A 13,713-nucleotide genomic window follows, 5' to 3' on the forward strand; every position below is an offset into this window, starting at 1 on the left:
TATGTGGTTCAGAGGCCCAGCCGGGCGAGTTGTTCGTCATAGCGGATCTCGATGTCGCCGAGGTCCGCGTCGCTCTCCCAGATGGCCATCAGCTCGGTCTTGGTCGCGTCGTCCAACGCCTCGTAGCGGTTGCGCCACCTCTCGGCGCCGTCGGTCCAGTAGCCCACGGTCTTGTAGGCGGTCGACGGCAGCCCCAGCTCACGCCGCAGATACTTGCGTACGCCGCGCAGTTCCCGGGTCTCGCCGGCCACCCAGATGTAGCCGACGCCGCCGACCGGCCGCTTGAGCGAGCGCACGACCTGCTCCAGCCGCGACGGCCCGTGCCCGTTGCCGCCGTAGATCCAGGTCACCTCCGCCCCCGGCCCGGCGGTCAGGTCCAGGTGGTGGGCCGGGCCCGGCACTTCGAGGATCGCCCGGGTACGCAAACCGCCCGGCGCCCCCTCGATCAGCCGCGCCGCCGCCGGGATCGCGGCACAGTCGGCCACCAGAAACTGCCACTCCAGCCCGCCCGGGGCGTCGTACATGCCGTTCGGCGTGTTGAGCCCGACCAGGTCACCCGGCTCGGCGCCCTTGGCCCACTCGGCCGCCACCCCGCCGTCGTGGATCACGAAGTCGATGGTCACCTCGCCGGTGGCCGGCTCGAAGCCCCGCACGGTGTAGGTCCGCATGGTGGCCAGGTCGATCGAGTCGTAGTCCAGGCACCCGTTGGTCACGGTCGGCAGCCGCGGCGCCGACTTGCGCCGCTCCGGAAAGATCAGCCGCAGATACTCGTCCCCGACACCGGTGCTGGCGTACCCCCTGAGCCCTTCACCGCCGAAGACGATCCGCCGCATGCCCGGGGTGAGTTCCTCGGTCCGCACCACCGACCCGGTCCACACCCGCATCGGCAACGTGGTCTCGCTCATCCGCACCTCCCCCATCCGGCGACCGTTCCCGCCAGCCTAGGTTAGGCAACCCTAAACAATCCACCCGCACCCTGCGCAGCGTCTCCTTCACGCGTCCGACGCCGGTCAGGCCGGGGCCTTCGTACGCTCGGCCTCGGCGATGATCGACCGCTCCTCCTCGGCGTTCTTGCGGTACTGCAGGAACGAGTAGACGACCGCGGCCGCCCAGGCCACGTAGATCACGCCGTAGGCGGTGTAGCGGACCGGGTCGGGGGCGTCGATCCAGTCACTGCGCAGCAGGGTGCGGATGTTGGTCAGGATGATGACGCCGCCGACCAGCGAGCCGAGCACCCGCGGCGGGATGTGCCGGACCAGCCAGGCAGCGATCGGGGCGGCTACGACGCCGCCCAGCAGCAGTGCCAGCACCCAGGCGAAGTTCACGCCCTCGGAGCCGATGCCGAGGATGAAGCCGATGCTGGCGGCGATCGCGACCAGGAACTCGCTGGTGTCGATCGAGCCGATCGTCTTGCGTGGCTCGAGCCGGCCGCTGGCCAGGATGGCGGGCGTCCCGACCGGGCCCCAGCCACCACCGCCGGTGGCGTCGACGAAACCGGCCACCACGCCCAGCGGCGCCAGGAACCGCTTGCGCAACGGCTTGCCCAGGTGACCCTTGGGCAGGCCCTGGAACGTGAAGCGGGTGAACACGTAGAGGCCGAGCAGCAGCAGGATGATCGACATCAGCGGCGCGGCGGTCTCGGTCGACAGGCCGGACAGGAACGTGGCACCGGCGAAGGCGCCGATCGCGCCCGGAACGCCGATCTTGAGGACGACCTTCCAGTCGACGTTGCCGAACCGCCAGTGCGACACGCCGGACACCAGGGTGGTGCCGATCTCGGCCAGGTGGACGGTGGCCGAGGCGGCGGCCGGGTTGGTGCCGATGGCCAGCAGCAGCGTGGTCGAGGTCACGCCGTAGGCCATGCCGAGGCTGCCGTCGACGAGTTGTGCGCCCAGGCCGACCAGGGCCAGCAGGATCAGCTTCCGCATGAGTCGGTCCCATCGATCCGGTAGGTTTTCTATTTCCTACCCTGTCAATCGGCATTGAGCAATAGGGTGTCCGTCTGCTGGACGCCGGCCGGCACCCGTACAATCGCCGCATCATGCCTAACGGTCGCGTCGTGATGCTGGTCGACAACGGTGTGCGGGGCGACTCCCGGGTGCAGAAGGCAGCGCGGTCGGCCGCCGCGGCCGGGTGGGGCGTCACGCTTCTGGGTTGCGTTCCCGGCTCCACCGAGGAGCGCTGGGAGCTGGGCGACGCCCAGGTGCGGCTCCTCCCCCTCGGCGGCGGCACCTCACCCGGGCCGGCCGGCCTCAAAGGGCGCCTGCTCGCCCGGGGCGGGGCGCCGCTACGCGCGGCCCGGCTCGCCCGCCGCCCGGTCGAGCTGGCCCAGGTGCGGTTCTACGGCGCGACGCTCGGCGACCGGTCGTGGCGCAAGTTGGAGCCGGGGCTGTGGACGTACGAGCGGGCCTACGGCGCGGTCATCGACGAGCTTCAGCCCGACCTGATCCACGCGCACGACACCCGCATGCTCGGCGTCGGCGCCCGGGCCAAGCAGCGCGCCCGCGCCGCCGGCCGGGACGTGCGCCTGGTCTGGGACGCGCATGAGTTCCTGGCCGGCGCCAAACCGCGCCGCGACAACGCCCGGTGGCTGCCCGCCCACCTGGCCTACGAGCACGAGTACGCCCGGGCCGCCGACGCCGTGGTCACCGTCTCCGACGGCCTGGCCGAACTGCTCCAGCACGAGCACCACCTGCCCGCCCGGCCCGGGGTGCTGCTGAACGCGCCCGAGTTCGGCGACGCGAGCGACGACGTGCCCGACCTGCGCGCGTTGTGCGGCGTCGGCCCGGACACGCCGCTGCTGGTCTACAGCGGTTCGGCGTCACCGCAGCGCGGCATCGCCACGGCCGTCGAGGCGATCGAGCAACTGCCCGGCGTACACCTCGCCCTGGTAGTCGAAGATCCGGCCCGAGCGCCGCGGCACGAGCGGGTGCACGCCGTCCCCTACGTCCCGTACGACCAGGTCACCCGCTTCCTGGCCGGGGCCGACGCCGGGCTGATCCCGATCCACCACTGGCCCAACCACGAGATCGCGCTGATCACCAAGTTCTTCGAGTACGCGCACGCCCGCCTCCCGATCATCGTCAGCGACGTCCGGACGATGGCGGCGACCGTGCGCGCGACCGGCGTGGGCGAGGTGTTCCGGGCCCGCGACGCGGCCGACCTGGCCCGGGCCGCCCGCGCGGTGCTCGACGACCCGGCGAAATACCGCGGCGTGTACGACGGTCCGGACAGCCCGCTGCCCGGCTGGACCTGGGCGGCGCAGGCCGAGAAGCTGGACGCGCTCTACCACCGGCTGCTCGGGCCGCCAGACGTCAGCGTCGTGCTGGCCGTACACGATGTGATGCCTTATCTCACCGAGTGCCTGGACTCGCTGGCCGCGCAGACCATCGGCCCGGCCCGGATGGAGATCGTCGCGATCGACGACGGCTCCACCGACGGCAGCGGCGCCGAGCTGGACCGTTTCGCGCAGCGGTTCGCCGGCCGGATGACAGTGGTGCACCAGCCCAACTCGGGCGGTCCGGCCCAGCCGTTCAACCGCGGTCTGGAGGCGTCCACCGGCCGGTACGTGTTCTTCGCCGGCGCCGACGACCGGCTCGGCCCCGAGGCGCTCGAGCGGATGGTCACCGCGGCCGACGAGTGGAGTTCCGACGTCCTGCTGGGCAAGGTCGTCGGGGTCAACAGCCGGCACATCTTCCAGGACATCTTCGTCCGTGACCAGGCCGACCTGGACCTGTTCGACTCGCCGCTGCCGCGCTCGCTGGCCAACACCAAGCTGTTCCGCCGGTCGCTGCTCGACGAGCACGGCATCCGCTACCGCGAGGACATGCGGATCGGCTCGGACTTCCCGTTCACGCTGGCCGCGTGCTTCCACGCGCGGCGGGTGTCGGTGCTCAGCGGGTACGACTTCTACTACGCGGTGCGCCGGTTCAGCGGCAGCAACGTCACCTATCAGAGCCGGCACGCGCTGCGGGTGCAGACCGCGGAGAAGATCGTCGGGTACGTGGCCGAGCTGCTCCCCGCGGGCAAGAAGCGCGACGCCCTGATGGTGCGGCGCTTCGACCACGAGCTGGCCCGGCTGCTCGAGGACGACGTGCTCGGCCTGGACCGGGCCACCCAGCAGATGGTGCACGACGCGATCGGTTCGATCGCCGCCGACCACCTGACCGACGAGATCGCCGCGCGGCTGGCCCCCGAGACCCGGATCCGCCTGGCCGTGGCCCGCGACGGCGACCTCGACGACCTGCTCGCCGTGATCGGGCAGGACGCCCGGCACGGCCTGCCGAAGACGGTCGAGCGCGGCGGCCGGCGCTACGCCTCGTACCCCGGTTTCGGCCGGCTCCCCGACGCCGACTTCGATGTCACGAGTACGCCCGACTGGGACGCGAAGCTCGACGTCACCGCGGCCGTCTGGCACCGCGACCAGCTGATTTTGACCGCCACCGGCAACGGGGCGGCCGACCTGTCGGCCGGCGCCGAGGACATCGAGGCCCGGGTGACCCGGGCCGGCCAGCGGGTGGAGATCACCTTCGACCTGCCGGCGGTGATCGCCGCCAGCGACCCGACCGGCCAGCGCCGCATCCTGTCAGCCCAGGTTGGCGCGTACGACCCGATGAAGGCCCCGGGCCGATTCAACGCCACCGGCGCGTCCGGCGGAGCCGCGGTCCGCGCCCCCGAGCTGGAACGCCCCCGCCCCCGGGTCGTCCTGACCGGCCGCCGCGCGTCGGTGGTCGCCCTGGTCACCGACGCGTCGGGCCGTCTGATGCTCTCGGTCATCCCGGTCAACGCCCGCCAGATCACCGCCCGCCTGACCAAGCGCTAGTCGATCAGCCGATCCGGTTGGTGCGCCGGAACGCCGCGAGAAGGCGGGCGGCGAGCTCCTCGGCCGCATCCTGACCGAGCCCCGCGAGCGGCATCGATTCGTCCGCCGGGACGCGGACCTGCTGCGGCGTCCAGACCGCCGGCGTGCTCTGGCCGCGCGGCATCTCGTCGACCCGGCCGATCGACGTCGAGGCGGCGGTGTCGGTGCCGACGGCGACGGCGTAGCGATCGGCGGCCGGCAGTCCCAGGCCGACGAGGACGGTGCACAGCCGGGCGAGCTGCCGGGCGATGTCTTCCTCGTCGAGGACCAGGCCGAGAAGGTCGCGGGGCAGCGGCGCCCAGGCCGACCGCTGTCCGAGTCGTGTGATCGCCGATCCCCTGGTGCCGGGCCCCTCGGCCACTGTCACTCGCGCGACCGTGTCGTCGGAGTAGACATCGACGGCCTGCGACTGCTCGAACAACTCGTAGGTCCGGGCGGCCGCGGCCAGGTCGTCGGCCAGGGTCCTCATCCGCCGGACCTCGACGCGGCCGGCCGATTTCACGGGCACGAGGTGCAGTTCGAGCGCACCGTACCCCGCAACGAGCGGCTGCCCGGTCAGGTCGGTGCGCCAGCTGACCGCGGGCGCCGGGTCGGCCGGCTGCCAGCCGGGCGGCGCGGGTGGGCCGGCCGGGTGGACATGGACGTCGCCGTGCTGGGCGCCGAACGCCTGGCCGCCCCGATCAGCGACGATGGTCATGCTCGAGCCCGGTCGCCCGGGGTCCGGCCGAGCCGGACCGGAACGGCGGGCGATCATCGCGTCGATCAGGGCGAACGCGAAGCGGGCGGCGTTGCGGGCCGCGAGCGGCTGGGAACCGGCGCCGTCGGTGGTCTGTTTGCGTCCGTCGGCGGCGTCGCTGATCCCCCGGACGGACAGCCACGGCAGCGACTGGTTGAGATGGCCGGCCGAGGCGATCCCGGCGCTCTCCATCTCGATGGCGACCGCGTCGTTGTAATGCTCTCGGAGCCGCGCCGCCAGCGTCGCCGTCCGCGAGTCGAGGACCACCTCACCGGCCGCGATCGGCTTCAGATGCACGACCGGCACGTCGGGACGGTCCCGCCAGGAACGGGCGTTGATCAAGTGGCGGGCGAGCTGCTCGAGCTCGTGCGGGGCTTCGTAGGCGCGCGGGCGAGCGTTGAACCCGCGGTCGTCCTCCTTGCCGCCGTGGTACGGATAGACCTTCGTGCCGACGACGACGTCACCGATCCGGAGGTCGTCGCGCAGCGCACCGGCGATGCCGACGAACAGCACCGCGGCCGGCTGGAACATGGCGATGGCGCGTTCGGCCAGGACCGCCGCGCTGTTGTTGCCCTCGCCCACGACCGCGACCGCCACCCGGCCGTCGCCGCCCGGCGGTGTTCCGACCTCGAAGATCGTGCCGGCGGAGTGGTGCTGCGTCTCCACGTCGGTGAGATGGTCACGAACCGCCCGGTACTCGAGGTCGAGGGCGGTCAGAACGACGACGTCCACGTTGGCGAGCCTACCGGCCGGCCCGGAGGAGTTACCGGGACTCGCCAGGAGCGCCCGGTGCGGCCACGATGGACGCGTGTCCAGGGCAACGCAGGTGGTCGCGGTCGAGTCCGGGTACGCCTACGGCGTGGTCGGCGCGGATATCCATGTGCTCGGTGACGGCACGCCCGCCTACGTCCTGGAGAACTGGCGGCCCGCCGGACGCCCGGACCCGGACCTCACCCGGGAGATGCCGAGCCGGCTGCTCAACGCCCGGTTCGCGGTGGTCGAGTTCACCGGGCGTACGCGCGAACGGGACGCGCTGATCCGCTGGCGGGACGCGGGCGCCGGCCTCGCCGTCCGCTGGTTCCACGGCCCCGGGGGCATCGGCAAGAGCAGACTGGCCGCCGAGCTCGCCGCCGCGTCGGTCGCGGCCGGCTGGAAGGTGGTGGACGCCACGCACGGCCCGGGCGGTCTGCGCCCGCCGCCGGGCAGTCAGATACTCGCCCCCGACGGGCATGCCGGACTTCTGCTGATCGTCGACTACGCCGACCGGTGGCCCGCGACCCACCTCGACCGGCTGTTCGACAACAGCCTGTTGCACCGGGCCGGCGTACCCACCCGCGTCCTGCTGATCGCGCGAGCGACCATGCCGTGGCCCGCGGTCCGCGAGATGGCCGTCGCCCGTGACGGCCGGGTGTCCGCGCAGGAGCTCGAGGCCCTCCCGGCCGGCGGCGGTGATGCCCGGCAGCGGATGTACGACGCCGCCGTCACCAGCTTCGCCCGCCACTACGGCCGGGAGCCGACGGAGGTCCCGCCCAAGGACGACCTGACCGGCGAGGACCTGGGCCTGGTTCTGGCGTTGCACATGGCGGCTCTGGTCGCCGTCGACGCGGATGCCCGGGGCGCGACTCCTCCGCCCACCGTGGAGGGACTGACGATCTACCTTCTCGACCGGGAGCAGGCCCACTGGCCGGCGGTCGAACGCACCCCGCCGCCGGTGATGCGGAGGGCCGTCTTCACCGCCGCCTTGACCGGCGAGCTGCCCCGCACGACCGGGGTGAGCGTGCTCGGCCGGCTGAACGTACGCGACGCCGAGACGGTGCTGACCGATCACGCCGTCCTGTATCCGCCCGAGCGGACCGCGACCGGCTCGGTGCTGGCTCCGATGTATCCCGATCGGCTGGCCGAGGACTTCCTCGCCCTCACCCTGCCCGGTCATCGGGCCGAATATCCCGCTAAGGAGTGGGCCACCGCCGCCGTGCCGGCCCTTCTGCGCTCCGAGGCGCGCACCCCGCATCGGGCCATCGCCATGCTGGCCGCGGCGGCGGACCGCTGGCCGCATGTCGGACGTGACCATCTGCATCCCCTGCTGCGCGCCGAGCCGGAGCTGGCGATCACCGCCGGCAGCACCGCGCTCGGCGCGCTGGCCGGGATCCGGGAACCCGACCTCGACGTGCTGGAAGCCATCGACGCGCTCCTTCCGGCCGGGGAGGACGTCGACCTGGACGTGGGCGCCGCCGCGATCAGCCACGCCCTCGTGGGGCCGCGGCTCGCCGTGGCGGCGGACACGTCGGAGCGGGCGGCGATCAGCGAGGCCGACGCCCGACGGCTGGCGTCCGCCGGACGCTACGACGAGGCCCTGGCCGCCTCCGGGTACGCCGTCTCCGGCCGGGAGTCCGGCGGCGCGGACGCCGCCTTCGCGTCCGCCCTGAACCTGCACGCCACGCTGCTCGCCGACGTGGGCCGCGACGAGGAGGCGCGCTCCACCCTCGAACGGTCGGTCGAGATCCATCGAGGGCTCGCCGACCGGCCGTCGCCCGAGGCGGATCCGGAGGCGCTCGCCGCGGCTCTGGAGAACCTCGCCGGCGTCCTGATCACGCGCGGTGCGGACGCGCCGGCACTGGAGGCCGCGGCGGAGGCCGAGACCATCCTTGGCCGGCTGGCGGGCCGGGGCCCGGAGGAGCGGGCCGCCCACGCCGCGTCCCGGAACACCGTCGGCGTCATGCTCAGCGAGCTCGGTCGCGACGAGGAGGCTCTGCCGCACGCCACCGCCGCCGTCGCCGACTACCGTGACCTGGCGCGCGGCCGGCCCGGCGGGCACCTGCCCGACCTCGCGATGGCGCTGCACAATCTCGGCGCCTGCCAGTCGGCGCTCGGGCAGACCGAGGCGGCCCTGGCCACGACCGCGGAAGCCGTCGAGATCCGGCGCCGGCTGGTCGCCGCCAATCCCGTGGTGTACCGGCCGGATCTCGCCGGTGCGCTGGTCAACCTGGCCACGGTCCAGCACGACCTCGGCGCTTTCGACGATGCTCTGGTCGCGGCCGGTGAGGCGGTCGGCATCGACGAGGAGCTGGCTCGCGACGAACACTCCACCCATCTCGCGGCCCTGGCCGAGGCGCTGAACCTGCTGGGCGTGGGCCAGTGGCGGGCCGGGCGGAAGCAGGACGCGCTGGCGACGACGGAGCGTTCCGTCGCGATCGAGCGGAAGCTGGTGGCGGGCAATCCCGGCCGCCGGGCCGACCTCGCCAAGGCCGTGAACAACCTGAGCATCCGCCTGACCGGAACGGGTCGGCCCGAGCAGGCGCTGGCCGCTGCCGAGGAGGCGATCCGCATCTGGCGGGAGCTGAGCGACGAGGACCCGGTTCGATATCGTGCGCTGCTGGCCGGCGCGCTGATGAACGGCGGCGTGATGCTGGCCGGGGCCGGCCGCTGCGACGAGAGTCTGCCCGCGCTCGCCGAGGCCCTGCGCATCCGCCGGCGGGTGGCCCGCGAACGCCCCGAGACCCGTCCGGACCTGGCCCTCACGCTCTGGCGCTACGCCTGGGCGGCCGAGAAGTGCGGTGCTCAGCTGCCCGCGGCCCTCGACTTCGCCCGGCAGGCGTTCGACATCTACCTCGAACTGGCCGAAGCGCGCCCGGAGGTCTTCGCGCCGCTGCTGAAGGCGGCCGCCGGCACTGTCGCCGCCCTGCGGGACGCCGTCGCGGAACCGTCGTGAGCGATGTCCCCGAGCACGACACCGAGCAGCGCGTTCAGGCTCGGGGCGGTGCGGCGTACGGGACGGTCGGCGGCGACATCCATGTCGACGGCCGGCGTCCGGCGCCGTTCGCGCTCGTTTCCCGCCCGGTCACCGACGCGGACGGTGCTGCCCGGGCGGATCTGCGGCGAGGTCTGCGACACGGGTCACGGCTGGTCGCCTTGTGGTTGCACGACCACGATCCGGCCCGGGTCCGACAGGAGGTGACGGCCCTGGTGGCCGACGCGGCCGCCGGCGGATGGACGGTCCTCGACGCCGTGCGATCCGATGACCCGGCCGAGGACCCCGACGTCGGCCCGCTCCATCTCGGCGAAGCCGCCGGCGTGCTGGTGGTCGTCGACGGGATTCACCGGTGGCCCGGAGCGGTCGTCCGCCGGCTGCTCAGCGACGGCGTCCTGCATCACCCGGATCGGCCGGCGCGGCTGGTGTTGGTCGCCCGCACGCTCGACGGGTTGCCCGAGTTGCGCGGGGCGGTGGCGAATCTTCAGGTGCCGGTTCTGGTCTTCGGGCCGGGGGGTCAGGCGCCGGGGGTGACGCCGTAGACCAGGCGCAGGATGGCGTCGGTCAGGGTGTCGAGGAGCTCGTCGTCGTTGTGGGCGCCGGGGTTGGCGTACACGTCGGCGAAGGTGATGCTGCGCAGCTGGACGGCCATCTTGGCGATCAGTTCGGGTGGGCCGGCGACCGTGCGGCCGGCCTGCGCGTCGCGGGCGATGCGCTTGCTGAACATGCTGCAGCCCTCGTCGACCAGGCGGTCGCGTACGTGTTTGACCTCGGGCCCGGGGTCGGGCGTGATGAACGCCTCGCGCAGCCAGCGCCCGTCGGTCTTCCATCGGGCCAGCCCGGCGGCCAGGCCGCGGCGTAACGCGCCCCGGTCGAGCCCGTCGGAGGCCAGCCACTCGGCCATCTCCAGGTCGGACTCGGCCAGCCGCTGGTCGACCAGCGCGGCCAGCAACGCCTGCTTGGACTCGAAGTAGAAGTAGAAGCCGGAGCGGGCGATGCCGGCCGCCCCGGCCAGCTCGTCGATGGTGACCTGGCTGATCGACTTGTCGCGGAACACCGCCCGGGCGGCGTCGATCAGGGCTTGCTCCCGCTGATCGCCCTTCGTGGGGGCACGGCGGCTCTTGGTGGCTGGCACGCGTCGACTCTAACAGCGTGACGGGGGAAATCGACGTCACATCGTTTTTTCTCGACACTGTGTTGAAAGCTATCGTCTCCGCGTCTACGGTCGGCTCATGCTTCAGCGAACGCGCCTCGCGCTGCCCGTCGCCTCTTACGTGGTACTGCTCGTCTCGGCGCTGCAGACCCTGGTCGTGCCGGTCGTCGCCGACATCCAGGCCGACCTGGGCGTCTCGACCAGCGCGGCCAGCTGGGTGGTGACCGCCAACCTGCTCGCCGCCGCGGTGTTCACCCCGACGATCGGCCGCCTCGGCGACCTGCACGGCCGCCGCCGGGTGATGCTCGGCGTCCTGGTCGTCGTGCTGCTGGGCTCGGTCCTGGCCGCCACCACGTCCAGCCTTCCGCTGCTCCTGGCCGGCCGGGTCGCCCAGGCCACCTGCTTCGGCCTCTTCCCGCTGGCCATCGGCCTGCTGCGGGAAGAGCTGCCCCCGGCCCGCCTGACCGGCGCGATGGCGCTGACCAGCGGCATGCTCTCGGTCGGGGCCGGCTTCGGCCTGGTCGTCACCGGGCTGCTGATGCGCGACGGCGGCGACTACCACCGGCTGTTCTGGCTGGCCGCCGCGCTCACCGCGGTCGGCCTGGCCGGGGCGTGGCTACTCCCCCGGCGCGCGGGCGCCGCCACCGGCCGCCTCGACCTGGCCGGCGCCGCCCTGCTCGGGGTCGGCCTGGTCCTGCTGCTCCTGCCGCTGGAGGAGGGAAACGGCTGGGGCTGGGGCTCGGTCCGCGTGCTCGGGTCGCTGGCCGGCGCGGTCGTCGCCCTGGTGGCCTTCGTGCTGCTCGAACGGCGGGTCGCGCACCCGCTGGTCAGCCCCCGGATGCTCGGTCACCGGCCGATCGTGGTGGCCAACGCGGCCGGGCTGTTCCTCGGCTTCGCGATGTTCGCCGTCTTCCTGGCCGTGTCCGCCCTGGTGCAGACGCCGCCCGAGGTGGCCGGGTTCGGCTTCGGCGCGTCGGTGCTCGCCGCCAGCCTGGTCTACCTGCTGCCGGGCACGGCCAGTGGGGTGATCACCGCGCCGCTCGGCGGCCGCCTGGTGGCCCGTTTCGGCGCCAAGCACACGCTGGTGATCGCGGCCGTGCTGGCCGGACTCGGCTTCACCATGCTGGCCACGCTGCACACCGCGACCTGGCAGATCATCGTCGGCGCGCTGGTGGTCAACTCGGCCGTCACGTTCGGCTACGCGGCGCTGCCGGCCCTGCTCATCGCCCACGTCGAGCCGGCCGAGACCGGCATCGCCAACAGCGTGAACTCGATCGCGCGTTCGGTCGGCATGTCGCTGGGCACCGCCTTCGTGGTGACCATGATGACCCGTAACGCGATCCCCGGCCCGCTGCCGCTGCCGCGCGAGACGCAGTTCGTCACCGTCTTCCTGGTCGGTGCCGCACTGGCCGCGGTCGCCGCCGCGGTGGTCGGCTGGGCCCTGCCCCGGCCGGCCCGCCGGCGGAGGCTCACGGCACTGGAGGTCGAGGCCGACGAGGTGCTCGGGGCGGCCGGGCTGGACGTGCCGGCCCCGCGCTAGCCACCGGCGTCAGGCGGCGATCGGGCCGAGCATGAAGCCGCCGTCGGCCAGGATCTCCGAGCCGGTGGCGAAGCGGGCCTGGTCGGACGCGGTGAACAGGATGAAGTCGGCGATCTCGCCCGGGTCGGCGTTGCGCGGGATGGCCAGGTCACCGACCGGGACCAGGGGCCGGCCGTCGGGACCGTAGGCCAGCGGCGTCTCGATGATGCCGGGGTGCACGGCGTTGACCCGGATGTGGTCGCGGGCGAGTTCCTTGGCCGAGGCCCGCAGCAGGCCCCGCAGCGCCCACTTGCTGCTGCTGTAGGCGACCAGGCCGGGGGCGGCGGTGAGCCCGGCGATCGAGTTGACGTTGACGATCACGCCGCCACCGGCCTTGCGCATGGACGGTGCGGCGGCGCGGATCCCGAGCAGGGCACCGGTGAGGTTGGTGTCGATGACCTTGCGGAACTCGTCGACCGCGATGCTCTCGGTGGTGCCGACCTTCAGGTAGGCGGCGTTGTTGATCAGGATGTCGAGCGGCCCGAAGGTCTCCTCGGTGCGGGCGACGGCCCCGGCCCACCCGGCCTCGTCGGCGACGTCGAGGGTGACCCCGATGCTGGTGCCGCCGGCCTGGGCGGCGACCTCGTCGACGTGGGACCGGCCGGTGACCACGACGTTCGCGCCGGCTGCGGCGAACCTGGTAGCCAGGGCGACGCCGAGGGCGCCGGTGGCGCCGGTGATCAGGACGGTCTTACCGGTGAAGTCGAACATGACGGGCTCCTTCTAGGCGGTGTGGACGACGTCGTCGGCGTCGGTGGAGTACGCGAGCTCGCGGCCGGCCCGCAGGGCCTCGAGGCGGTCGCGCACGGCGGCCGTGGCCAGCTCGTACGCATCGGATCCGAGGGTGAGGCGCAGCGGCGCGACGGGCCGGTCGGCCGAGGCGATGATGGCCGCGGCGACCTTGGCCGGGTCGCCGGGTGCGGGCAGTGGCGGTAGTTCGCCGGAGAGGCTGCGCCGCAGCTGGCCGGACGGCCCGTCGGCGTACTCGGGCATCGGCGTGGCCAGCACCGCGCTGCCGCCGCCGAAGTTGGTGCGCGAGACGCCGGGCTCGACGATCGTCACGCCGATGCCGAACGGCGCCAGTTCGGGCGCGGCCGACTCCCAGAAGCCCTCGATCCCCCACTTGGTGGCGTGGTAGAGGCTCATGCCGGGGAAGGCGATCTGGCCGCCGATGCTGGCGACCTGGATGTACCGCCCGCCGCCCTGCCGGCGCAGGTGCGGGGTGGCGGCCCGGGCGAGCTGGACGGACGCGGTCAGGTTGGTCGCGATCTGCCGGTCGATCTGCTCGTCGGTGAGTTCCTCGGCCGCCCCGAACAGGCCGTAGCCGGCGTTGGCGACGATCACGTCGATGCGGCCCAGCTGGGCGAACGCCCGGTCGACGACCTCGCGCAGCGCGGCCGTGCCGGTGACGTCGAGCGGGGCCCGCCAGAGCCGGTCGCCGAACCGCCCGGCCAGGTCGTCGAGGGCCTCCGGGCGGCGCGCGGTGGCGGCAACCCGGTCACCCCGGCCCAGCAACTGCTCGGTGAGTTCGCGGCCGAAGCCCGAGGACGTTCCAGTGATGAACCACGTACGCATGACCACTCCCTCGTACATAACTAACTGGATACATTCATACGCCGCCCGAGAACCGTTCGTC

At 73.1% G+C, this 13,713-nt stretch carries 10 protein-coding genes and 1 pseudogene; 5 read left to right on the top strand and 6 right to left on the bottom strand.

Features of this window, described 5'->3' with window-relative positions; translation table 11 throughout:
* Window positions 1-8: 8 nt before the first annotated feature.
* Together ACGFIO_RS22695 and ACGFIO_RS22700 are read right to left on the bottom strand one after the other, a co-directional pair.
* Window positions 9-905, bottom strand: coding sequence for a siderophore-interacting protein (locus ACGFIO_RS22695; RefSeq protein ID WP_392828306.1), 897 nt, complete (start codon window positions 903-905; stop codon window positions 9-11).
* A gap of 105 nt (window positions 906-1,010) precedes the next feature.
* Window positions 1,011-1,928, bottom strand: a complete 918-nt coding sequence (locus ACGFIO_RS22700) for a sulfite exporter TauE/SafE family protein (RefSeq protein WP_392828307.1) — start codon at window positions 1,926-1,928, stop codon at window positions 1,011-1,013.
* Between the two features lie 134 nt (window positions 1,929-2,062).
* Between ACGFIO_RS22700 and ACGFIO_RS22705 the strand changes: the two are divergent.
* Together ACGFIO_RS22705 and ACGFIO_RS22710 are read left to right on the top strand one after the other, a co-directional pair.
* Window positions 2,063-3,184: pseudogene (locus ACGFIO_RS22705) on the top strand (glycosyltransferase); the annotation flags it as partial.
* A 111-nt stretch (window positions 3,185-3,295) separates the two neighbouring features.
* Window positions 3,296-4,822 carry a glycosyltransferase family 2 protein gene (locus ACGFIO_RS22710; protein ID WP_392828514.1) on the top strand — a complete coding sequence of 509 codons (1,527 nt, stop codon included), beginning with the start codon at window positions 3,296-3,298 and terminating at the stop codon, window positions 4,820-4,822.
* 4 nt (window positions 4,823-4,826) lie between these two features.
* Here the strand turns inward: ACGFIO_RS22710 and ACGFIO_RS22715 are convergent, their stop codons facing one another.
* Window positions 4,827-6,329 carry a hypothetical protein gene (locus ACGFIO_RS22715; protein WP_392828309.1) on the bottom strand — a complete coding sequence of 501 codons (1,503 nt, stop codon included), beginning with the start codon at window positions 6,327-6,329 and terminating at the stop codon, window positions 4,827-4,829.
* Window positions 6,330-6,405: 76 nt separating this feature from the next.
* Here ACGFIO_RS22715 and ACGFIO_RS22720 point away from each other — a divergent pair, with 76 nt between their 5' ends.
* Together ACGFIO_RS22720 and ACGFIO_RS22725 are read left to right on the top strand one after the other, a co-directional pair.
* Window positions 6,406-9,306, top strand: coding sequence for a tetratricopeptide repeat protein (locus ACGFIO_RS22720; RefSeq protein ID WP_392828310.1), 2,901 nt, complete (start codon window positions 6,406-6,408; stop codon window positions 9,304-9,306).
* Window positions 9,303-9,887: a hypothetical protein gene (locus ACGFIO_RS22725; protein WP_392828312.1), complete on the top strand. Its 585-nt coding sequence runs from the start codon at window positions 9,303-9,305 to the stop codon at window positions 9,885-9,887. Before ACGFIO_RS22720 ends, ACGFIO_RS22725 begins: the two co-directional genes overlap by 4 nt.
* On the opposite strand, the gene ACGFIO_RS22730 is transcribed toward ACGFIO_RS22725, so the two are convergent.
* Window positions 9,863-10,480 (bottom strand): TetR/AcrR family transcriptional regulator, encoded by a 618-nt coding sequence (locus tag ACGFIO_RS22730; protein WP_392828314.1) that lies wholly within the window; start codon window positions 10,478-10,480, stop codon window positions 9,863-9,865. The two genes, ACGFIO_RS22725 and ACGFIO_RS22730, sit on opposite strands and share 25 nt — an antisense overlap.
* Window positions 10,481-10,577: 97 nt before the next feature.
* Between ACGFIO_RS22730 and ACGFIO_RS22735 the strand changes: the two genes are divergently transcribed.
* The gene (locus ACGFIO_RS22735; protein WP_392828316.1) at window positions 10,578-12,038 is read left to right on the top strand and encodes an MFS transporter; all 1,461 of its coding nucleotides are present in this window, start codon (window positions 10,578-10,580) and stop codon (window positions 12,036-12,038) included.
* A 9-nt stretch (window positions 12,039-12,047) separates the two neighbouring features.
* On the opposite strand, the gene ACGFIO_RS22740 is transcribed toward ACGFIO_RS22735, so the two are convergent.
* Together ACGFIO_RS22740 and ACGFIO_RS22745 are read right to left on the bottom strand one after the other, a co-directional pair.
* Window positions 12,048-12,788, bottom strand: coding sequence for an SDR family NAD(P)-dependent oxidoreductase (locus tag ACGFIO_RS22740; protein ID WP_392828318.1), 741 nt, complete (start codon window positions 12,786-12,788; stop codon window positions 12,048-12,050).
* A 12-nt stretch (window positions 12,789-12,800) separates the two neighbouring features.
* Entirely contained in the window at window positions 12,801-13,652 is an 852-nt protein-coding gene (locus ACGFIO_RS22745; RefSeq protein ID WP_392828320.1) for an SDR family oxidoreductase, read from the bottom strand.
* Window positions 13,653-13,713 lie beyond the last annotated feature (61 nt).

Source organism: Actinoplanes sp. NPDC049265, assembly GCF_043197135.1.
Taxonomy (GTDB): Bacteria; Actinomycetota; Actinomycetes; order Mycobacteriales; family Micromonosporaceae; genus Actinoplanes.